The organism is Pseudomonas sp. 91RF, assembly GCF_003576265.1.
Lineage (GTDB): Bacteria > Pseudomonadota > Gammaproteobacteria > Pseudomonadales > Pseudomonadaceae > Aquipseudomonas > Aquipseudomonas kribbensis.
The window spans coordinates 20,333-39,895 of the sequence record NZ_QWFC01000020.1 but is presented as its reverse complement, the minus strand read 5'-3'; the positions used below and the strand labels follow the sequence as shown (position 1 = coordinate 39,895).

The 19,563-nt window shown below is 61.4% G+C and carries 16 protein-coding genes; 6 read left to right on the top strand and 10 right to left on the bottom strand.

Going from position 1 to position 19,563, the window contains the following annotated elements; translation table 11 throughout:
- Positions 1-339: 339 nt before the first annotated feature.
- Positions 340-2,949, top strand: a complete 2,610-nt coding sequence (acnB, locus tag DXT77_RS08445) for a bifunctional aconitate hydratase 2/2-methylisocitrate dehydratase (RefSeq protein WP_119427309.1) — start codon at positions 340-342, stop codon at positions 2,947-2,949.
- A 68-nt stretch (positions 2,950-3,017) separates the two neighbouring features.
- Here the strand turns inward: acnB and DXT77_RS08440 are convergent, their stop codons facing one another.
- The 5 genes from DXT77_RS08440 to DXT77_RS08425 all read right to left on the bottom strand — a co-directional run bounded on the left by DXT77_RS08440 (position 3,018) and on the right by DXT77_RS08425 (position 7,370).
- Positions 3,018-4,676, bottom strand: a complete 1,659-nt coding sequence (locus DXT77_RS08440; RefSeq protein WP_256662927.1) for a SulP family inorganic anion transporter — start codon at positions 4,674-4,676, stop codon at positions 3,018-3,020.
- On the bottom strand, positions 4,666-5,283 hold the full coding sequence (locus tag DXT77_RS08435; RefSeq protein ID WP_119427308.1) for a ParB-like protein: 618 nt from the start codon (positions 5,281-5,283) through the stop codon (positions 4,666-4,668). Before DXT77_RS08435 ends, DXT77_RS08440 begins: the two co-directional genes overlap by 11 nt.
- Positions 5,284-5,419: 136 nt before the next feature.
- Positions 5,420-6,700, bottom strand: a complete 1,281-nt coding sequence (locus DXT77_RS08430) for an HAAAP family serine/threonine permease (RefSeq protein WP_085732019.1) — start codon at positions 6,698-6,700, stop codon at positions 5,420-5,422.
- 256 nt (positions 6,701-6,956) lie between these two features.
- Entirely contained in the window at positions 6,957-7,127 is a 171-nt protein-coding gene (locus DXT77_RS29900) for a hypothetical protein (protein ID WP_167443778.1), read from the bottom strand.
- Positions 7,128-7,175: 48 nt separating this feature from the next.
- Entirely contained in the window at positions 7,176-7,370 is a 195-nt protein-coding gene (locus DXT77_RS08425; protein WP_085732020.1) for a hypothetical protein, read from the bottom strand.
- A gap of 273 nt (positions 7,371-7,643) precedes the next feature.
- Here DXT77_RS08425 and DXT77_RS08420 point away from each other — a divergent pair, with 273 nt between their 5' ends.
- On the top strand, positions 7,644-8,027 hold the full coding sequence (locus DXT77_RS08420; RefSeq protein WP_119427307.1) for a tautomerase family protein: 384 nt from the start codon (positions 7,644-7,646) through the stop codon (positions 8,025-8,027).
- A gap of 207 nt (positions 8,028-8,234) precedes the next feature.
- Complete coding sequence (locus DXT77_RS08415) at positions 8,235-9,203, top strand: 2-hydroxyacid dehydrogenase (protein ID WP_119427306.1); 969 nt, start codon at positions 8,235-8,237, stop codon at positions 9,201-9,203.
- Here the strand turns inward: DXT77_RS08415 and tssA are convergent.
- From tssA to DXT77_RS08390, 5 genes are read right to left on the bottom strand one after another with little or no spacing between them, the layout of a single operon-like run.
- Positions 9,200-10,282: a type VI secretion system protein TssA gene (gene tssA, locus DXT77_RS08410; RefSeq protein WP_119427305.1), complete on the bottom strand. Its 1,083-nt coding sequence runs from the start codon at positions 10,280-10,282 to the stop codon at positions 9,200-9,202. The two genes, DXT77_RS08415 and tssA, sit on opposite strands and share 4 nt — an antisense overlap.
- Positions 10,279-14,100 carry a type VI secretion protein IcmF/TssM N-terminal domain-containing protein gene (locus tag DXT77_RS08405; protein WP_119427304.1) on the bottom strand — a complete coding sequence of 1,274 codons (3,822 nt, stop codon included), beginning with the start codon at positions 14,098-14,100 and terminating at the stop codon, positions 10,279-10,281. The genes tssA and DXT77_RS08405 overlap by 4 nt, the downstream gene beginning before the upstream one ends.
- Positions 14,097-14,861, bottom strand: a complete 765-nt coding sequence (locus DXT77_RS08400; RefSeq protein ID WP_119427303.1) for a DotU/TssL family secretion system protein — start codon at positions 14,859-14,861, stop codon at positions 14,097-14,099. The genes DXT77_RS08405 and DXT77_RS08400 overlap by 4 nt, the downstream gene beginning before the upstream one ends.
- A gap of 18 nt (positions 14,862-14,879) precedes the next feature.
- Positions 14,880-16,211, bottom strand: coding sequence for a type VI secretion system baseplate subunit TssK (tssK, locus tag DXT77_RS08395; RefSeq protein WP_119427302.1), 1,332 nt, complete (start codon positions 16,209-16,211; stop codon positions 14,880-14,882).
- A 45-nt stretch (positions 16,212-16,256) separates the two neighbouring features.
- Positions 16,257-16,703 (bottom strand): type VI secretion protein, encoded by a 447-nt coding sequence (locus tag DXT77_RS08390; RefSeq protein WP_119427398.1) that lies wholly within the window; start codon positions 16,701-16,703, stop codon positions 16,257-16,259.
- Positions 16,704-16,931: 228 nt separating this feature from the next.
- Here DXT77_RS08390 and tssB point away from each other — a divergent pair, with 228 nt between their 5' ends.
- The 3 genes from tssB (at position 16,932) to DXT77_RS08375 (ending at position 19,563) form a co-directional block, all read left to right on the top strand.
- A complete protein-coding gene (gene tssB / locus DXT77_RS08385) occupies positions 16,932-17,474 on the top strand; it encodes a type VI secretion system contractile sheath small subunit (RefSeq protein WP_007958861.1) in 543 nt (180 codons plus the stop codon).
- Between the two features lie 29 nt (positions 17,475-17,503).
- Positions 17,504-18,988 carry a type VI secretion system contractile sheath large subunit gene (gene tssC, locus DXT77_RS08380; RefSeq protein WP_119427301.1) on the top strand — a complete coding sequence of 495 codons (1,485 nt, stop codon included), beginning with the start codon at positions 17,504-17,506 and terminating at the stop codon, positions 18,986-18,988.
- A 77-nt stretch (positions 18,989-19,065) separates the two neighbouring features.
- The gene (locus DXT77_RS08375) at positions 19,066-19,563 is read left to right on the top strand and encodes an Hcp family type VI secretion system effector (RefSeq protein ID WP_025111453.1); all 498 of its coding nucleotides are present in this window, start codon (positions 19,066-19,068) and stop codon (positions 19,561-19,563) included.

Here is a 19,563-nt window from a genome sequence, read left to right as displayed (position 1 = left end):
AGTCCAATAGAGCCCGACTTACCTTTAAATTTTTTTTGCCGTAGAATCAGCCAGCCTTTTTAGGCGCCAATGTCCGTTAGAAGCTGTTTTCAAAGCGTCACGAGCACAGTCGTTCCTTCAGAGCGGTGTTGGCGAAGGGTTTTTCCAGCGGGGAAAAGCCCAACGCCAACCCTCATCAGCTCCCCGTTCTGCAGGCGTAAAACTTTGAAAGCAGCTTCTGTAAGGAATTGCCGGTAATTCTGGCCGAACGACCCACAACGTCGTGAGGAGCATGAGTACGGCAATTTCGGGATGAGCGTCCCGGACACCCATTTGGGACCACTGATGAGGGTAATAACTGTGCTTGAAGCCTACCGCAAACATATCGAAGAGCGTGCAGCACTGGGTATCGTTCCCCAGCCGCTTAACGCCGAACAAACTGCAGGCCTGGTCGAGCTGCTGAAGAATCCTCCGGCTGGCGAAGAAGCTTTCCTCGTTGACCTGATCACCAATCGCGTACCACCAGGAGTGGACGAAGCCGCCTACGTCAAGGCCGGTTTCCTCTCCGCACTGGCCAAGGGCGAAGTCTCCTCCCCTCTGCTGGACAAGAAACGCGCTGTAGAACTGCTCGGCACCATGCAGGGCGGCTACAACATCGTGACCCTGGTCGAACTGCTGGACAACGCCGAGCTGGCGCCAGTGGCCGCCGAAGAACTCAAGCACACCCTGCTGATGTTCGATGCCTTCCACGACGTGGCTGAAAAAGCCAAGAACGGCAACGTTCACGCCAAGGCCGTGCTGCAATCCTGGGCTGACGGCGAGTGGTTCAAGAAGCGCCCTGTGCTGGCCGACAAGATCAGCCTGCGCGTCTTCAAGGTGACCGGCGAAACCAACACCGACGACCTGTCCCCTGCTCCAGACGCCTGGTCGCGTCCCGACATCCCGCTGCACGCCCTGGCCATGCTGAAAATGGCCCGTGACGGCATCGTTCCGGACGAGCAAGGCAAGACCGGCCCGATGAAGCAGATCGAAACCATGCGCGGCGAAGGCTTCCCGATCGCCTACGTCGGTGACGTGGTCGGTACCGGTTCTTCGCGTAAATCCGCGACCAACTCGGTCCTGTGGTTCTTCGGCGACGACATCCCTTACGTGCCGAACAAGCGCGGCGGCGGCTTCTGCTTCGGCAGCAAGATCGCTCCGATCTTCTACAACACCATGGAAGATGCCGGCGCACTGCCTATCGAGTTCGACGTATCGAACATGAACATGGGCGACGTGATCGACCTGTACCCGCACGCCGGCAAAGTCTGCAAGCACGGTACCGACGAAGTCATCACCACCTTCGAAATGAAGACCCCGGTCCTGCTGGACGAAGTCCGCGCCGGCGGCCGTATCCCGCTGATCATCGGCCGTGGCCTGACCGAGAAGGCTCGCGCCGAACTGGGTCTGCCTGCGTTCGACCTGTTCAAGAAACCTGAAGCACCGGCCGAAAGCACCAAGGGTTACACCCTGGCGCAGAAAATGGTCGGCAAGGCCTGCGGTCTGGCAGAAGGCAAAGGCATCCGTCCTGGCACCTACTGCGAACCGAAGATGACCACCGTAGGTTCTCAGGACACCACCGGTCCAATGACCCGTGACGAACTGAAAGACCTGGCGTGCCTGGGCTTCTCCGCTGATCTGGTGATGCAGTCCTTCTGCCACACCGCGGCTTATCCAAAGCCGATCGACGTGACCACTCACCACACCCTGCCTGACTTCATCATGACCCGCGGCGGCGTTTCCCTGCGTCCGGGCGACGGCATCATCCACTCGTGGCTGAACCGCATGCTGCTGCCGGACACCGTGGGTACCGGTGGTGACTCGCACACCCGTTTCCCGATGGGCATCTCGTTCCCGGCCGGTTCCGGTCTGGTCGCGTTCGCCGCAGCCACCGGCGTCATGCCGCTGGACATGCCGGAATCGATCCTGGTGCGCTTCAAAGGCAAGATGAAACCTGGCATCACCCTGCGTGACCTGGTTCATGCCATTCCTTACTTCGCTATCCAGAACGGTCTGCTGACCGTCGAGAAGAAAGGCAAGAAAAACGCCTTCTCCGGCCGCATCCTGGAAATCGAAGGCCTGGAAGGTCTGACCCTGGAACAGGCGTTCGAACTGTCCGACGCCTCGGCCGAACGTTCGGCTGCCGGTTGCACCATCAAGCTGTCGAAAGAGTCGATCACCGAGTACCTGCAGTCCAACATCACCCTGCTGCGCTGGATGATCGGCGAAGGCTACGGCGATGCGCGTACCCTGGAACGTCGTGCTCAAGCGATGGAAGCCTGGATCGCCAACCCGCAACTGATGGAAGCCGATGCCGACGCCGAATACGCCGAAGTCATCGAAATCGATCTGGCCGACATCAGCGAGCCTGTACTGTGCGCGCCGAACGACCCGGACGACGCTCGTCTGCTGTCCAGCGTTGCTGGCGAGAAGATCGACGAAGTGTTCATCGGTTCGTGCATGACCAACATCGGTCACTTCCGCGCTGCCGGCAAATTGCTGGATCAGGTCAAGGGTCAGCTGCCAACCCGTCTGTGGCTGTCGCCGCCGACCAAGATGGACGCTCACCAACTGACCGAAGAAGGCTACTACGGCATCTACGGCAAGGCCGGCGCCCGCATGGAAATGCCAGGCTGCTCGCTGTGCATGGGTAACCAGGCACGCGTCGAGCCGAACAGCACCGTGGTGTCGACATCGACCCGTAACTTCCCGAACCGTCTGGGCGACGGCGCGAACGTCTACCTGGCTTCGGCTGAGCTTGCGTCCGTGGCTTCGATCCTGGGTCGCCTGCCGACCGTCGAGGAGTACATGGAATACGCTGGCAAGATCGACAGCATGGCGGCCGATGTTTACCGCTACCTGTCCTTCGACCAGATTGCCGAGTTCCGTGAAGCTGCTGCGAACGCCAAGATCCCTGTCGTTCAAGCCTGACGCCGCAACGCAATGAAAAACGCCGCCCATCGCGAGATGAGCGGCGTTTTTTTTATGCCTGCGGAAACTCATGCATTCAGCTTGAGTGCCTGCTGTACCGCCTCGTCCACACTCAAACCGCTCAACAGCACCTGCTCGCGCTCCAGCGCCGGCAATTGCGCCAGCACGGTCTGCGCCTCATGTTTGAGGCGCGCCAGAATCAACAGCTTGTCCTCGGCCCGCACCTGCAGGAAGAACGCTTCCAGCGCTTCGATGCTGGTGCCGTCCAGGTCCGGCGACTCTTCCAGACTCAGTATGATCGTGTGCACCGCCGCCGGCGCATGCCGAGCCAGCCGCAGCGCGCCGCCGAGAATCCGTTCCACGTTGGCGAAAAACAGCGCCTCGCTTGGCCGGACAATCAATACGCCGGGGATTTCCCGGGCATCCGGATGGCGCTGCACGTCGACATAATCGTGACCGCCGCCCATTTGTCCCAGCACCTGGATATCCGCTGATGACATCTGCTTGAGCATCAGCACCACGCTGATCGCCACCGCCAGCAGCAAACCGTCGAGCACACCCAGCACCAGCACCGCCGCCACCGCGCAAATCACCAACAAGCGGTCACGGCGCCAGATGAAATAGCGACCCAGTGGTTGCAGGCTCAGCGCCCGTCCCAGCGCGTGAATCACGATCGCGGCCAGCACCGGTTCCGGAGTCAGGGCGATGTACGGCAGCACGGTCAACACGATCAGCAACACCACTGCCGCCGCGACAACTCCCGCCAATCGCGATGTAGCGCCCGCCGCTTCATTGGCCGAAGTCGCCGAATACCCGGCCCCGGCGGGCATGCCGTGAAACAGGCCCGACAACAGATTGGACGCGCCAAGGGCCAGCAGATCGCGATTCGAGGACACCCGGTCGCCGTGTTTCAGGGCAAACGAGCTGATCGAGCCATAGGACTCGGCATACAGAATCATCACCATGGCAAACGCCAGCTCGCCGAGTCGCAGCCAGTCGGCAAACGGCATGTTTGGCAGCTGTGGCATCTCCAGCGCCAGGTCGATGACTCCGATCAGCTTCACGCCGTAGGTCGGCAGGTTCAGCCATTGGCTGGCGGCGATACCCAATGCGACAACAATCAATCCACCTGGTACCCGGCGAAAACGGGCGCAGACCATCAGCACCAGCAACGCCACCAGCGCTACTCCTGCGCCCGCCAGATTCCATTTTTGCCACTGCTCGATCAATTGCGGCAGGAAGCGAACCAGGTTGCTCTCAGTCAGGTGGACATCGACGACGCTCGCCACCTGCTTGAGGATGATCGTTACCGCCAATCCCAGTGCAAAGCCACGCAACACCGGTTTGGCAATGAAGGACGTCACACTGCCGAGCTTGAACAGCCCCGCCAGCAGAAACAGCACACCGGTCATCATCACCAGACCGACCGCCAGGCTCAGGCGCAAGGCCGGATCGCCGCTGGCCAGCGAAGCCGTCGCAGCCGCCAGCACCGCCGCCGATGACGACGTGGCCGAGACCACGGCAAAGCGGCTGGTGCCCATCAACGCGTAACACAGCAGCCCGGCGAACAGGGCGATCACCCCGGCCTGGGGCGGCAGCGCGGCAATGCTGGAATACGCCACGGCCTCGGGCAGTAACAGACCGGCAATCGACAACCCGGCCAGCAGATCCTGGCTGCGACTTTGCACTTCGGGGCGGGAAGCGGCACTCAGAGGTTCAGTTGACAATCGGACCCACCCACCCTGGCAGATACCGAGCTTCCTGACTGCGAGCCAGATTCATGGCTTTGGTCTGCAATTTGGGACTGAGATCACTGATCTGATCGCTGGCGATGCGGCTGCGAAAGAAGTCCGCCCAGAGAAACTCGCTGTAGGGCGTGGCGTCCTTGGCGTAGCCACCGGCCCGGCGCAGGCGTCCGGCGAGGCTGCGGTAAGGGTCGTCCTGCAGATCGGCAATGGATTTGGGAATCGCTTCAAAGGTGCGCCGGACACCGCGCCCGTCGTAGGGGTGCGCCCACTGGTTGAAGTTCATCACGTTCCAGAAGGTTACCGTGTCGACAAACGAAAGATCCTTGAGCACCAGTAAGGAAGCCTTCTTGACCTCTTCCTCGATAAGCGCAAGACCAAAGTGATGGTGATCGACGATGTAATAGACACCTTCAGGCCCGAGCACACTGGGGAACCAGTGATTGTCCAGCGCTGCCGCCCGCTCCTTGCGTTTGAGTTTTTTCCATTCCTGGCGCTTGTCGGCGACTTCGGCGAGGCCGACCGTGAGCTGGGTGGGATGGAGTTTTTCCAGTTTGGCGCTGATCAATTGGGGTCGTGCACGGGGCATGAGGCATCTCCGGGGAAAAGTGCCTTTCAAGCGTAGCCGTTTATGCCTTGGGATGTGTGCCCTGGATCAGGCACTGAGGGGTCTTGCAAAAGCGGGGGCGAATGGCTCGCCCCCGTCTGGAGCTGCTGGCCTGGAATCAGGCGGCCAGCGAGTAGATCAGCGCCGAAATTGCCACCAGGCCTACGGCGGTGACAAACACGTTCGACGCCTGACCGCGATAACGCGCCATGGCCGGTACCTTGCGGATCGCGTACATCGGCATCAGGAACAGGATCGCCGCGATGACCGGGCCACCGATGGTTTCGATCATGCCGAGGATGCTCGGGTTCAGGGTCGCCACGATCCAGCACACCACCAGCATGAACGCTGCAACGATGCGATCCAGCGCCTTGGCGCCCGGGCGCTTGCCGCTTTTCACGATCAAGCCTTTCAGGCCTTCGCTGGCACCGATGTAGTGGCCGAGGAACGACTTGGAGATGGCCACGAATGCAATCAGCGGCGCGGCGAACGCGATGGTCGGGTTGCTGAAGTGGTTGGCCAGGTACGACAGGATCGACAGATTCTGCGCCTTGGCTTCAGCCAGTTGTTCCGGCGACAGGGTCAGTACGCAGCTGAAGACGAAGAACAGCACCATCACCACCATCAACAGGTGGGCGCGGGACAGGATCTGCGAGCTGCGCTCGTCGGCGTGAACGCCGTAACGGCGCTTCTGGTCCACCGCGAACGCCGAGATGATCGGCGAGTGGTTGAACGAGAACACCATCACCGGAATCGCCAGCCACAGCGTGTGCAGCAGCGCCGACGGCGCCGGCACCTGCGAAGCGGTGCTCAGGATGCCGCCGTTCCAGTGCGGAATCAGGTACACCGCCAGGAACAGCAGCGCGACGATGAACGGATAGACCATCAGGCTCATGGCCTTGACGATCACTTGTTCGCCGCAACGCACCACGGCCAGCAGGCCGAGGATCAGCACGAACGACAGCAGCGCGCGCGGTGGCGGCGTGATGTGCAGTTGGTGTTCGAGGAAACTGGCGACTGTGTTGGTCAGGCCAACGCTGTAGATCAGCAGGATCGGGAAGATCGCAAAGAAGTACAGCAGGGTGATCAGCGCACCGGCCTTGATGCCGAAATGCTGTTCCACCACCTCAGTGATGTCGGCGCCTTCGCGACCGGAAAGCACGAAGCGGGTCAGGCCGCGATGTGCGAAAAACGTCATGGGGAATGCCAGCAGCGCGAGGATCACCAGCGGCCAGAAGCCACCCAGACCTGCGTTGATCGGCAAAAACAGGGTACCGGCGCCGATGGCCGTCCCGAACAGTCCCAACATCCAGGTAGTGTCATGGCGATTCCAGCTCGACAATTGAGCTGGTGCTGCCGTTTCAAAGCGTTGTTCGACGCTATTGGCCTGATCATTCATCCGGTCGGATCTCCGCATTCCGGTCACTTGCCACTCGGTCAGGACGCGTCGGAAAAAACCGACAGACATGCTCCGGCCGAAACAGGGGCGCGATTCTCCGCGATAAATGAGCGGAAGCAAAGACTTAGCTGAGGAATGGTTGTGCGGAGCAGATTGGAGGATTGTCGTTTTTGGGAAAAACACTGTCGACGCCAGATACGTCTAATGTCGTTTTATGACACGTTCCGGCGCCGAATGCGTCATCGGGAAAACCCGATCAAATCGATCGGGCCAACATGAAGCCAAGGGACATGCAAAAGATGCCCAGACCCAGCAAGCCCCAGATCGGGCGCATTTCTTTCCTGTTTTTGATCCGTATTTTTTCGGCCCACTCATCGTGTTCCCGTTCCAATTGTTCCATTCTGGCTTTGGCGTCATAGGTACTCATGTTGATTTCCTTTTGGGTCATGTGTCTGAAGATTGCGAAAGCCAACGCTCAAAACCTGAAAAAGACGCCCGCCAATGCCGCGCTTGCCGTTAACACGCCGGCCACTACCGCGACTGGATAAAAATACGTCTCCCACTTCAGCTTCTTTTCTTCCGCCAGAAGCTTCTGCCTTTCAGCCACAAGTTTTCGCGTTTCGTTATGCAGCCTGTCGAGTTCCAGGTTTTCACGGTTGTTCTGAAGCATTGGCCTTCCTTGGCTGATGGCAATTTCCGTCCAGGCCTACGTCCCATCCTGAAGAGCGCGTCCTGTCCTGCTCTCTATGGTTTCGTGCTTCACATCTCGCCGTATAGCGGATAAATCCGGCAGCACTCGTAGGCAACATCCGTAAATTCAGCAGGACGCGGGCATCCGTTTCCTAACGTTTTTAAACAACCTCACAGATTGGCATTTTCAGCTATACCCAATGGCGAACCGACTGACAGCCCCTTCCAGTCCCCTGCCCCATGGAGCCCGCTCATGCCCCTCGTCCGCGTCGAACTCAAGAAACGCCCCGACCCGACCTTCGCCAAACGCATCGGCGAGCAGATCTACGCCGCCATGCGCAGCACGATCAATGTGCCGGAGCACGACAACTTCCAGATCCTGGCCGAGCACGACGGCGAGCATTTCGTCTTCGATACTCAATACCTGGGGATCCAGCGCAGCGACCAATTGGTGATCATCCAGATCACCCTCAATGAGGGCCGGACGCTGGAGCAGAAAAAGGCGCTGTACCAGACCATCGCCCAGAACCTGAACACGCATCTGTCGATCCGTCTGGAAGATGTGTTCATCAATCTGGTCGAGGTGAAAAAGGAAAACTGGTCGTTCGGCAACGGCATCGCCCAGTACGCCAGTTGATGCACCTGCTCGCGATCCGCCGGCGCAGCGTCCGCGAGTTGTTCGGCACCGCCGACATCGCCTTCTGACGAAGCGCCCGCGCACTCCCCGCATCAGCTCCTACACTGGCTGGTGCGGGGCAATGTCGGCCATTGCCAAACCGCTCTGCAATCAGCACTCTGACACGACTTTCGCGACCGACCCGCCGACGATCACAGGAGCCGAGCAATGCCCGCCACCGTTCTGGTACTGGTTGAAACCATCAATGACTATTTGCCCATTCTTGAACGACAGGGCTTTCACCTGATTCTTGCCCCGACTCCCGCCGAACGCGCCCAGGCCATTGCCACTCACGGCGCTCGTATCGACGCAGTGCTGACCCGTGGCCCACTGGGTCTGTACGCCGAAGAAATCGCCGCATTGCCTGCGCTGAAAATCATCTGCGTGATCGGCGCCGGCTATGAACAAGTGGACCTGCAAGCCGCCAGCAACCGGGGCCTGACCGTCACCAACGGTGCCGGCGTCAACGCGTCATCGGTGGCCGACCATGCCATGGCGTTGCTGCTGGCGCTGGTACGCGACATTCCACGCTGCGATGCCGCCGTGCGCCGTGGCGAATGGCCGAAGATCATGCGCCCGTCCCTGGCGGGCAAGCGGCTGGGGATTCTCGGCCTCGGCGCAGTGGGCATGGCCATCGCCAAACGGGCGAATCTGGGTTTCGACATGGAGATCAGCTACCACAACCGCCAGGTGCGCAACGATGTGCCTTACACCTTCTGCTCGACCCCGACCGAACTGGCCCGGGCCTCGGATTTTCTGGTGGTGGCGACGCCCGGCGGCATCGGCAGCCAGCATCTGGTGACACGCCCCGTGCTGGACGCGCTGGGGCCCAAAGGCTTCATCGTCAATATCGCCCGCGCCAGCGTGATCGCCACCGCGGACCTGATCACGGCACTTGAGCAACGGCGAATTGCCGGTGCCGCACTGGACGTGTTCGACCACGAACCGCGGGTTCCGGACGCATTGAAAACCCTGAGCAACGTGATTCTCACCCCCCACGTCGCCGGGCTGTCACCGGAAGCCACCCAAGGCACCGTGGAACTGGTGGGGAAAAACCTGGTGGCGTTCTTTTCCGGGGAGCCGGTACTGACACCCCTCACACTGCCGCCGAAACAGAACAACCAGCGCGTGCACTAAAGTACGCCGAGCAACGTCCACAGCCGTCGCGATTCGGCGTCGGCCGAGATCAGCTCGCCGAGCAGTTCACTCAACGGCTTGTTGCCCCATTCCACTCCACGCCGGATCAAGTACGGCACGGGGCTGTGGGGTTCGGTGCGGGCCAGGTACTCGGCGATCAGCAGCAATTGCCGATAGGCCTCTTCACGGCTCGCCGGCTCACGAAAGACCTGCGCCGCCACGGCGGCTTCCTCGACCGGTTGCGCCTCCACCACGGTGGTTTCGACGGGTGCGACCGGCGCCGGTTTTTGTGGGTGCATGGCAATGAACTCCTGAACCAGTTTCAGCAGCGCTTGAATGATCTCCTGCAAGGGCTGCAGACCCGGCCCCTGATCACCGAGGTAGGTATCGCTCCAGGCGTTCAGACGTTGCAGATGTTGCTGACTCAACAGCAGATTGCCCTGTTGGCGCAGCCAGAACGCCAGCGGCGTGGCGCGCACCTGTTCGCTGAGTTTCTTCTGTTCATTGCGCGCAGTCTCCGCTGAAGCCTTGGCATTCTTGCTGTCGTTGACCTGCACCTGCTGCACCTGCAAACGGCGCCAGGTTTCCAGGTTGCAGGCCTCGAAATCGCTGTTGTGCGAGCCGAACAGCGGCACCCGAGTCAGCAGCACTTCACTGTACCGCCGCACCAGCCACTCCAGAGGAATCACCCGCCATGACTGGTCGCCCTCCTCGGCCTGCGGATGCAGTTGTTCGGGATAGCGCTCACACAATCCGGCGATCAGCGCCAGGCCGCCGGGCAATCCATCCAGCCCCTGAAGATGCAGCCAGGCCTCGCCGAGCCAGGCGCTGAGCATCAGGTCCTTGCTGCGCTCGATCAGCAGCGTGGTGGTGAGTGTTTCCACTGCCGGCCAGTTCGCCTGTTTCAACGTCGATTGCCAGACCCCGGTCGGCAGGCTCGCATCGTCTTCACGGCGCAGGTCGCGCAATTGATCGAACTCGCGTTCGTAACGCAGATCCGCACCACAAGGCGCATCAGGGCTGATCGGTGCGAGCAACTGATCGATCAGGTCGGGCAAGGTTGCAGATGGCAGGCTCACAGGCCCTCCTCGCGAGATTCAATGGCGGCGGTGGTGCCGGTCACCTGGAACGGCGAACGCGGCGCCCGGGTCGGCAACGGTGGAATCGACAGCGGCAGTTTCGAACCCTGGCTCATCAACGACAGCCGCACGAACATCCGGGTGAATTCGCTGGTGACACTGTCATTGAGCGCAGTGACCGGCAGGCGCAACGTCAGCGGAAAATCCGTGTAATCCATGCTCGGCTGGCGCTGCACCGAGAAATGCGCGCGCATCAGCCGCAGCAACGACCATGGACCGCCGTACTCCCAGCCCGCCTCCATGTCGCGCACCACCAGGTTCGGTTGCAGCGGATCGTTGACCGGGCGCTCACGGCCGTTGCGCGCCCAACGCAGGGTCAGGCGGATCGGCTGACCGACCATCCAGCGCAGGTTCGGCTGTTCGGCGGCGGGATAGTTGATTTGCTGACTGCCCGCCAGCAAGCCCCCGGCAATCACCTGATCGGCACCGCGCTCATCATCACGATCAGTGCGCCAGCGAACGTCCATCTCGACACCAAGAATGCCGCTCTTGTCACGCACGAACAGCGGCGTCAGCCACAGGCTTGCCTGCTTGAGACGGTTGAGAAAGTCTTCCGCCGCCAGTCGTTCCGGGGTCTGGCTCAGCACCAGTCCGGCCTGAGCCACCGGCAGGCGCTTGTCGATGATTTCCAGAAAATGCTGCACCCGCGCCGGGTCCGCATCCTGTGCCTGCAAACCGTTGGCAAACGGAAAGCGATCGGCCAGGTACTGATTGAAATAGTTGGCCAGCTCATTCCACGCCGCCGCAGCCTGCTGTTGTTGCAGGTACTGGCAACGCTGCATGGCCGACTGTTGCAGCTCCACCGCACGCATCGCCAGAGTACCGCGCCCGCCCGCCAGATTGGCGGTCTGCAACACCTGCACGCAGGAGCCGGTGTCCATTTCGATGAAATCGCGGCTGACCAGTTGCTCGATCTGCGCCGGCGAACTGGCCGGGTTCGAATCCTTGTACTTGAGCAGTTCGTCGTTGAGTGCGCTGAACTGGGTCACCCGTTCGTAATCCAGCGCCGACAGATTGCCCTGTTGGGTCATCAGCCACTGCAACGCCGAGGTGCGCCGCTCGGTGATGCCGAGCATGGTGTTGAATTGCTGCTTGAGGCTCAGCTTCAAATCCTGCACATCGCTGGCGCCGTACAGTTGCAGACCGAGGTTTTTCGAGCCGTCCCACTGACTGATTTCAGTCCGGCCACCAAACAAAGGTTGTGCGGTGATTTCATCCAGACCGTTGACGATCTGCGCCAGGGCCCGGCGATTCAGCGCGCCTTGCAGACGCGCCGCCAGATCACTGCGATGGACTTCGACAAAGGCCTTCTGCAAAGCCATCGCCTGCTCGGCCTGCACGTTGAACACCGCGTAGGGATGCGTCTGGTCGTTGTGATCCTTCAGGCTCAGCCACATGGCCTGCGCCGCCGCGCCTTCTGCCGCTTGCAGCAACGCCTCGCGATAAACCGGCGGGATGCGCGGCAGTTCTTCGGCGACGTAACTCTTGTAGCTGGTGAAATAGTTGAGCGAGGTATTGAGGTCGTCGCCATCGACGGTCTGCCCTTGCAGGTTGACGTTGTCTTCGGTGGCGCGCATGGCGATGGACACGAAGTCGCGCTTGAACAGTGCCTGCACCGCGTTATTGAGTTTCACCACCTGATCCTGCAACGCCAGTTGCCCGCTGCCCTGTTGCACCAGCAAGTTGCCGCGCGAACCGATCTGGGCGATCCACTGGTCACGGAAACTCTGCTGCAACTTGCCTGCCTGGGCATCGAGTTGTTGCTCGACCGCCGGCCCGAGAAGCGTGCTCTTGCGCACCTTGTCGAGAAATTCGCGGTAGCCCGGCACCAGCTCCTGGCCCTTGCCGCGACTCCAGGTCGAGTTGGTCAGGGCAATCGCCGCTTGCAGGTCATCGATCAGCGCACGCAGGTCTTCCAGCTCGCTGAGGCTGTTGCCACTCCCGGCCTCGAGCTGCTCCAGGTGCAACTTGAGGTAGCCGGCCTTGCTGACAAAGTTGTCGGCCAGGAAATACTGGTCGAGCCAGCGCTCCATCAGCCCATTGAAATTGCTGACGATCAACGGCCGCTCGACACTCAAGTCCAGCGCCTGCAAATCACCGCTGTCCCCCGCCGCCAGCAGCCGGTTGTAGTAAGCGGCGTGGGGCACCGTCGCCGCGTTGAGGTTGAGCGACAGCGCGTTGTTGCTCAGTTGCACCAGATCGTCCAGCGGTACTCGCTGATTGTTCTGCACCTCGGCGAACAACTGGTTCTGTTGTTCCAGGCGCAGCGCCCGGTCCACCAGGTCCGTGGCTTTCTGGTAAGTCTGCCACTGGGCCGGGTCTTCGCTTTCGACGCTGTTGCGCCGATCCGTCGCGCGGATCGCCTTGAGCTTCGCCAGCTCCGCCACCAGCAATTCATGCAGCGGCTGGATCATATGGCGCTGGGCGGACTGGAACACCGCCCGTTCGATCTTCACATCGACAGAAGAAACCCACGATGACGGAAACGCCAGCGACACGTAGTGCCAGTGCGGTGCCTTTTCCAGCACCCGCCAGAAGCTCTGCACGTTGCGCCGGGTCGGCTCGACGCGGTGGGCGTCATCGGTGACCGTGACGTAACTCTTCTGCGCGCCCTGCATCAGCCGCGCCAGTTCATGGGCATCCTTGACCGACTGGTTCCACACCCAGAACATCGCCAGCGCCCAGACGACCCCGACCACCAGCGCCACGCCGGCCGTCAGCCGTTGCCAGCGCTGACGCAGGCGCAACAGACGCGGCACCCCCTGTGCCAGCCCCCGCTCGCCCACCAGGCGCTGGCGCCACAACTGACGCATGAACACGCTGCGCTGCAGGCCACTGTCATCGGCGCTGAAGCCGTCCAGTGCGTCGTCGGCCGGTTGGTTGGCGCTGAAATACACACCGCGAAAACACGGTGCCTCGCCCTGAGCGTTGCCCTGAAACACCGGTTCCAGCACATTCTGCAGACCCCGTCGCAGCGTTTCGAGACGCTCGGGCAAGGCGTACAGGTCCGCAGTCAACTGCCCGGACAACGTACCGAGTTCAATCACCGCTTCGGCGACGGCGCGGTGCAGGCGATCCAGCGCCTGATCACTCCATTGACCCTGCCACACCGCATCCCGCGCAAACGGCGATGACCAGCCCAGGGTGCGTTCGCGCGCCTCATCCGGCAGCGCACTGATCAGGTCCTGAAATCCCGGCAGTTCTTCAAGACCGGTGACGATCACGTACACCGGCACGCTCAAACCAAAACGTTGCAACAGGTCGATGAAGCGTCGGCGCGCCGCCAGACCCAACTGCGTCGCCTGCTCCAGATTGCCCAGGCGACTGACCGGCACGGTCCAGATCACGCCGTCGAGCGGACGCTTGCTGCGCAGGCGCAGGATCAGGCCGAGCAATCGCCACCAGCCGCCCCGTTGCAAATGCATGCCGTCTTCCGGCAGAAACAGGCCTTGGGGTACCACCAGCACCGCGCCTTCTGGGTCCGACCACCAACGGCCGAACCAGGCCGGCTTGTCGGTGGGTTGCAGGCGCCATTCGGTCACCAGTTGCGTGCCCTGGACCTCATCACCGAGCATCAGCAGCCATGGCAACTGATAGCGATCGTGAGTGCCCTGTTCTTGCTCCATGTGCCGCACCGCAAGATAGAAACTGCGGATCGCCGCGCCGCTTCGAGTGCGCAGCCACCACACCGCCACCCCGACGATCACCAGCAGCAACAGCACCGCCACCACCCACGCGACGATCGTCAAGGTACTCATGAGTCTTGCTCCGGCGCCGCCATCGAGTCGGTGGTTTGCAGCACCGGCTCCAGTTCGGAACGAATGTCGCTCCACAAGAACTGGCCGACCCCGGTCAGCAACAGCACCATCGCCAGAATCCCCAGCGCCAGACGAAAGCCGTCCGGCAACGCCGTGCGCACCGGCAATTGCAGCGGCGTGGTCAGCGAAGGTTGTACCAGGCGCTGGCTGACATCGTCGTAACTGGCCTCGTCCTGCCAGGCAAAGGTGAACAGCGCCAGCCGCCACTTTTCCAGTTGCGCCTGACCGTGTTCGCCGCGCAGGCGCCCGTGGAAACCGAGAATCAGGCATTGCAGGTAAACGTTGGCGAGATCGCGGGTGGTGGGTTGCTGCTCATCGAGAAGGGTCTGGATCGCCGCCGGCAACTGCTCACCCGCCTGCCGGCTGGAGTAGAGACGCGATTCCAGAGGTTTTTCCTGCCAGGCGCTCTGGCCCGGCCATGGACTGAACAGCAGCGTTTCATCGACCAGCGCAACGAAGGCATACACCAGCGCCTTGACCTGTTCGGTCGCCGAGTCGCCGACCCGCGAAAACGCCGTGCGCCACAACCGTTGTGAAGCCTGGGTGGACAGCTCGACCACGGTTTCGACCAGCGCCGCATCGTCCTCGATGTCCTTGGGCAACTGCGTCCAGTCCAGTTGCCACTGCTGCCATGTCTGACGGAACGCGCTGCTCAACGGTGCGTCCTGCAACCCAAGGTTTGCGGCACTTCCTTGCGACATACGGCGTTCCTTGTGTGATCAGGCACTTTCACTGTTCTGGGCGACAAACAGCACCACTTGCCACGGACTGCTGGTCAACCGGGTGGCCGGCGCGGCGATCACCAGCGGCAATTGCGCGTCGAACCAGTTGCCTTCGGCCGTCACCACAAACAGTCGGGTGTCGTCGCCGACGCTATAGGCCACTTGCTCGCTGCGATTCATGGCCTGGTGCGTCAGGCCACTCATACGCTGGCGGCTGAGCAAGGCGATGTGCGGCGCCGAGGCGATGATCGCGCCGCGCAACCACTCGCCGGCCGCCTGTTCGCTGGCACCGTTGGGCATGCGCAACCCGATGACCAGCCGCTGACTGGGCTGCTCGTCCGGCAACTGAATGGAAAAGCTGTGTTCGCTGCGCTCGAAAGCGATGCTGCGATAACCGGCGCGAATCAGTTCCAGCGTGGTTTCCAGCCAATCGAGCAGCGGTTCGTACCCACGCTGCAATTCGAAAAAATCCAGCGGCGCAAACGACGGCACGCCCGCCAGCGGATCCAGCGCCGACCACGCGCCGGCCAGCCCCAGCAGTTGCACATACAACGCCTGCGGATGAGCAATGCGACTGTTCAGCGAGCCTTCGATTTCCGGCAACCGCGTCCATAACGCGGTCAGTTGACGGCGAATCTCCAGCGCATCGTCCTGATTGCCGGACTGTTGTGCCTGACGCAGGCGCCCGCCGAGAAACAGGCACTTTTCCCGGGCCCGTGCGCAGAGCCCGGCAATCCGCCGACCCAGCGGCGACTCCGGCAACAGGACCGGCGTCGGCGGTGTATACGGCAACGGCAGGAAACCGCCACCCTCCCTGCGGATTTTCAGCAGCGGCAGGCAGATCGAGTCCGCCTTGTTGAGTTGCGTGCACAGACGCGGATTGGGTCGCCACACCGTGATCGATTCGGGGAACTCGCCGCTGGTGAGATCCGGCAGGGCCTCGCCGACCACCGACTGCAAACGGCCCTTGAGCGGCAACAATTGACCGGCGCGCCACAAAGGGCTGATCGCGAGGTACACGGTGACCGTTGCATCATCGGTTTCGTTGATCGACGGGCCGACATCCAGCTCCACCAACGGCCCGACACCCGCCTGCAGATTGACCGGCAAACCATCGGGCATCGTCCCCTGCAAGGACATCACCCGCACCACCCCGGCACTCATCGCCGAAGGGTCGAACTCCATGTGACTGACCCCGAAGAACCACGGATTGCACGCCTGGGCCAGATGCGCGCCGAGCGCTTCGGCCCGCAGGCCTTGCAACTGAAAATGCTGAGGCAGCAATTGCATGCCTTCATGCCAGCAGACCGCGTCAGGTAGCAGACTCATACGACTCCCTTCGACTGCACCGCGAACCGGCGGCGGACGGTTTTTTCAGTTTTCCTTGCTGACCAGGGTCATCTCGCGGCTGTCGAACTTGAGCCACGCATCGCTCTGATCGTCCAGCCGCAAGCGGTGCGCTCCGGGTGTGTTATAGCTGGCGAAGACTAAAAGTCCAGCCGCCCGCTTGCCCCCCAGCGGGAAGGGTTGGCGGTCGATGAATTGCCCCGGCACCAGCTCCAGTCCCCATACGCTCATCAGCTGACGATAGTCGCGCTGGTACTGCTCGCGCCCGGCGAACCACTGCCGGGCGCTGATGCCCGACAGTTGCTTGAGCAGGTCAGGGTCGTTGACCGCGATGAAATCCACGGCAATCGGTGTGTCGTCGTTGGCCTTGGGCGCGACGTCGAGGGTCAGGCTGTCGAGGTCGACTTTCGGCCCGAAGAACGAACAGCCCGCGAGCAGCGCAAAGCCGAGTGTTAGAAAAAGTCGTGAAGACAAAATGAATTTTCCTTTTCGCGAGACAGTCCAAAAAAGTTTTTCGCTTGCATTTTTATAGACCTGTTCTAGCGTCTTGGGTAGTTCGGTTCCTACAGCCGAATGTGGAAGGTTTGTCAAAGGAACGACAGGTCATCTGCCTCCCTTTCTAACCTGTGGTCCAGCAAGGGAAAGCGATGAACGGGCCTCCCCGATGCATTGCGCCCGCTCATCGCATCGGAGTCCGCCGACATGGCAGAAAGTACCCAGCACAAGCTCGACCGGGTTCGCCCGCCCCGAGTGCAAATCACCTATGACGTCGAAATCGGCAACGCCATCGAGAAAAAGGAATTGCCGCTGGTGGTCGGGATTCTTGCCGACCTCTCGGGCAAGCCGCTCGAACCACTGGCAAAACTGACTGAACGCCGTTTCACCGAAATCGACCGCGACAACTTCAACGACGTCCTCGCCTCCATCGCCCCTCGCGCCACGCTGCAAGTCAACAACACCCTCAGCGGCGACGACAGCAAGCTGAACATCGAACTCAACTTCAAACACATCGACGATTTCGACCCGGTCAAGGTGGTGGAGCAAGTCACTCCGCTGCGTCGCCTGTTCGAAGCCCGTCAGCGCCTGCGCGACCTGCTGACCAAACTCGACGGCAACGACGATCTCGACAAGCTGCTGCGCGATGTCATCGCCAACACCGAAGGCTTGCAAGAGATCAAATCGGCTCGCCCGGACACCGCTGTCCCGGCAGCTGACGCCGAGGCTCCGGCTGAACCGCAAGCCTGATCGTCCACCTGACCGAGGAAGAATTCGCCATGCCCGCCGCCGCCCAGAATCAAGCCAGCGAAAATGCTGCCGCCGAAACTTTATCCCTGCTTGACCGGATCATCGCCGAGGGCCGCATGGCCCATGACGACAGCCAGCAGGACTATGCCCGCGACATGCTCGCGGAATTCGCCACCCAGGTACTCGACGAAGGCATGGCCATCGACAAGGACACCGTGGCGATGATCAATGACCGCATCAGCAAGATCGATGAACTGATCAGTGCCCAGCTCAACGAGGTGCTGCATCACCCGGACCTGCAAAAACTCGAAGCGTCCTGGCGCGGCCTGCACATGCTGGTGCAGAACACCGAAACCAGCACCCGGTTGAAACTGCGCCTGCTCAACGTGACGCAGAAAGAGCTGCAGAACGACCTGGAAAAAGCCGTCGAGTTCGACCAGAGCGCGTTGTTCAAAAAGATCTACGAAGAGGAATACGGCACTTTCGGTGGCCATCCGTTCAGCCTATTGGTCGGTGACTACACCTTCGGTCGTCACCCGCAGGATATCGGCCTGCTGGAAAAACTCTCGAACGTCGCCGCCGCTGCCCACGCGCCATTCATTGCCGCCGCCAGCCCGCGTCTGTTCGACATGAACAGCTTCACCGAACTGGCCGTGCCCCGGGACCTGTCGAAAGTCTTCGAGAGCCAGGAGCTGATCAAGTGGCGCTCATTCCGTGAAAGCGAGGACTCGCGCTACGTCTCCCTGGTGCTACCGCACTTCCTGCTGCGCCTGCCTTACGGCCCGGACACGTCGCCGGTAGAAGGCATCCATTACGTCGAAGACACCAACGGCACCGACCACAGCAAATACCTGTGGGGCAACGCCGCGTGGGCGCTGTCGCAACGCATCACCGAGGCCTTTGCCAAATACGGATGGTGCGCGGCGATCCGTGGCGCTGAAGGCGGTGGCGCGGTCGAAGGCCTGCCGGCGCACACTTTTCGTACCAGTTCCGGCGACCTGTCGCTCAAATGCCCGACCGAAGTGGCGATCACCGACCGTCGAGAGAAGGAACTCAACGACCTCGGTTTCATCGCCCTGTGCCACAAGAAGAACAGCGACATCGCGGTGTTCTTCGGCGGCCAGACCACCAACAAGTCCAAGGTCTACAACACCAACGAGGCCAACGCCAACGCACGGATCTCGGCGATGCTGCCGTACGTGCTCGCGGCCTCGCGTTTCGCCCATTACCTGAAGGTGATCATGCGCGACAAGGTCGGCAGCTTCATGACCCGCGACAACGTGCAGACCTACCTCAACAACTGGATCGCCGACTACGTGCTGATCAACGACAACGCGCCGCAGGAAATCAAGGCGCAATACCCGTTGCGTGAAGCGCGGGTGGACGTCACCGAAGTCGCCGGCAAACCCGGTGCCTACCGCGCGACGGTATTCCTGCGGCCGCACTTCCAGCTGGAAGAGCTGACCGCGTCGATCCGCCTGGTCGCCACCCTGCCGCCTCCGGTAGCAGCCTGACCTGCCTGTGCCCGCAGGATTTCCCTGCGGGCGCTCCCCCGTTTGTCTAGCGCGACAACCTTCAGGAGTTTCAAGCGATGGATGCAATCATTCTCGACCTCGGCGGCGACATCAAAGGCGACAGCCTGCTCGAGGGCTACAAGGACAAAATCGAAGTCATGTCCTACAGCCACAACGTGGCGATGCAGGTGACCAACGACGTCAGCAACTCGGAACGTACCTCCGGCCGGCCGCACATCGGTGAATTTACCCTGACCAAATTCATCGACAGCTCGACCCCTTCGCTTAACGAGTACTGCTGTGCCGGCAAGCCGATCCCGGAAGCCAAGATCACCATCGGTCGCAACGCCGCCGAAGGCAGCGGGCAGATCATGCCGTTCATCATCTACACCCTGACCAACGTGGTGATCTCCAACGTCAGCGTCAGCGGCGGCACCGGGGGCAAACCGGTGGAAACCCTGTCCTTGAACTTCACCAAGATCAAATGGGAACTCACCGCGCAAAAAGACGACGGCACCAAGGAAGGCACCGCCGGCACGGTCTGGGACCTGGCGGCCAACAAGGCCAGCAAGTAA

What these genes read in the sequence shown, in the direction of transcription:
- DXT77_RS08400 (WP_119427303.1), bottom strand. Translation starts at nt 14,861, where the DNA reads ATGTCGCAAGGAAGTGCCGCAAACCTTGGGTTGCAGGACGCACCGTTG.
- DXT77_RS08405 (WP_119427304.1), bottom strand. Translation starts at nt 14,100, where the DNA reads ATGAGTACCTTGACGATCGTCGCGTGGGTGGTGGCGGTGCTGTTGCTG.
- tssC (WP_119427301.1), top strand. Translation starts at nt 17,504, where the DNA reads ATGCCCGCCGCCGCCCAGAATCAAGCCAGCGAAAATGCTGCCGCCGAA.
- DXT77_RS08425 (WP_085732020.1), bottom strand. Translation starts at nt 7,370, where the DNA reads ATGCTTCAGAACAACCGTGAAAACCTGGAACTCGACAGGCTGCATAAC.
- DXT77_RS08420 (WP_119427307.1), top strand. Translation starts at nt 7,644, where the DNA reads ATGCCCCTCGTCCGCGTCGAACTCAAGAAACGCCCCGACCCGACCTTC.
- DXT77_RS29900 (WP_167443778.1), bottom strand. Translation starts at nt 7,127, where the DNA reads ATGAGTACCTATGACGCCAAAGCCAGAATGGAACAATTGGAACGGGAA.
- DXT77_RS08375 (WP_025111453.1), top strand. Translation starts at nt 19,066, where the DNA reads ATGGATGCAATCATTCTCGACCTCGGCGGCGACATCAAAGGCGACAGC.
- DXT77_RS08435 (WP_119427308.1), bottom strand. Translation starts at nt 5,283, where the DNA reads ATGCCCCGTGCACGACCCCAATTGATCAGCGCCAAACTGGAAAAACTC.
- tssB (WP_007958861.1), top strand. Translation starts at nt 16,932, where the DNA reads ATGGCAGAAAGTACCCAGCACAAGCTCGACCGGGTTCGCCCGCCCCGA.
- tssK (WP_119427302.1), bottom strand. Translation starts at nt 16,211, where the DNA reads ATGAGTCTGCTACCTGACGCGGTCTGCTGGCATGAAGGCATGCAATTG.
- DXT77_RS08415 (WP_119427306.1), top strand. Translation starts at nt 8,235, where the DNA reads ATGCCCGCCACCGTTCTGGTACTGGTTGAAACCATCAATGACTATTTG.
- DXT77_RS08430 (WP_085732019.1), bottom strand. Translation starts at nt 6,700, where the DNA reads ATGAATGATCAGGCCAATAGCGTCGAACAACGCTTTGAAACGGCAGCA.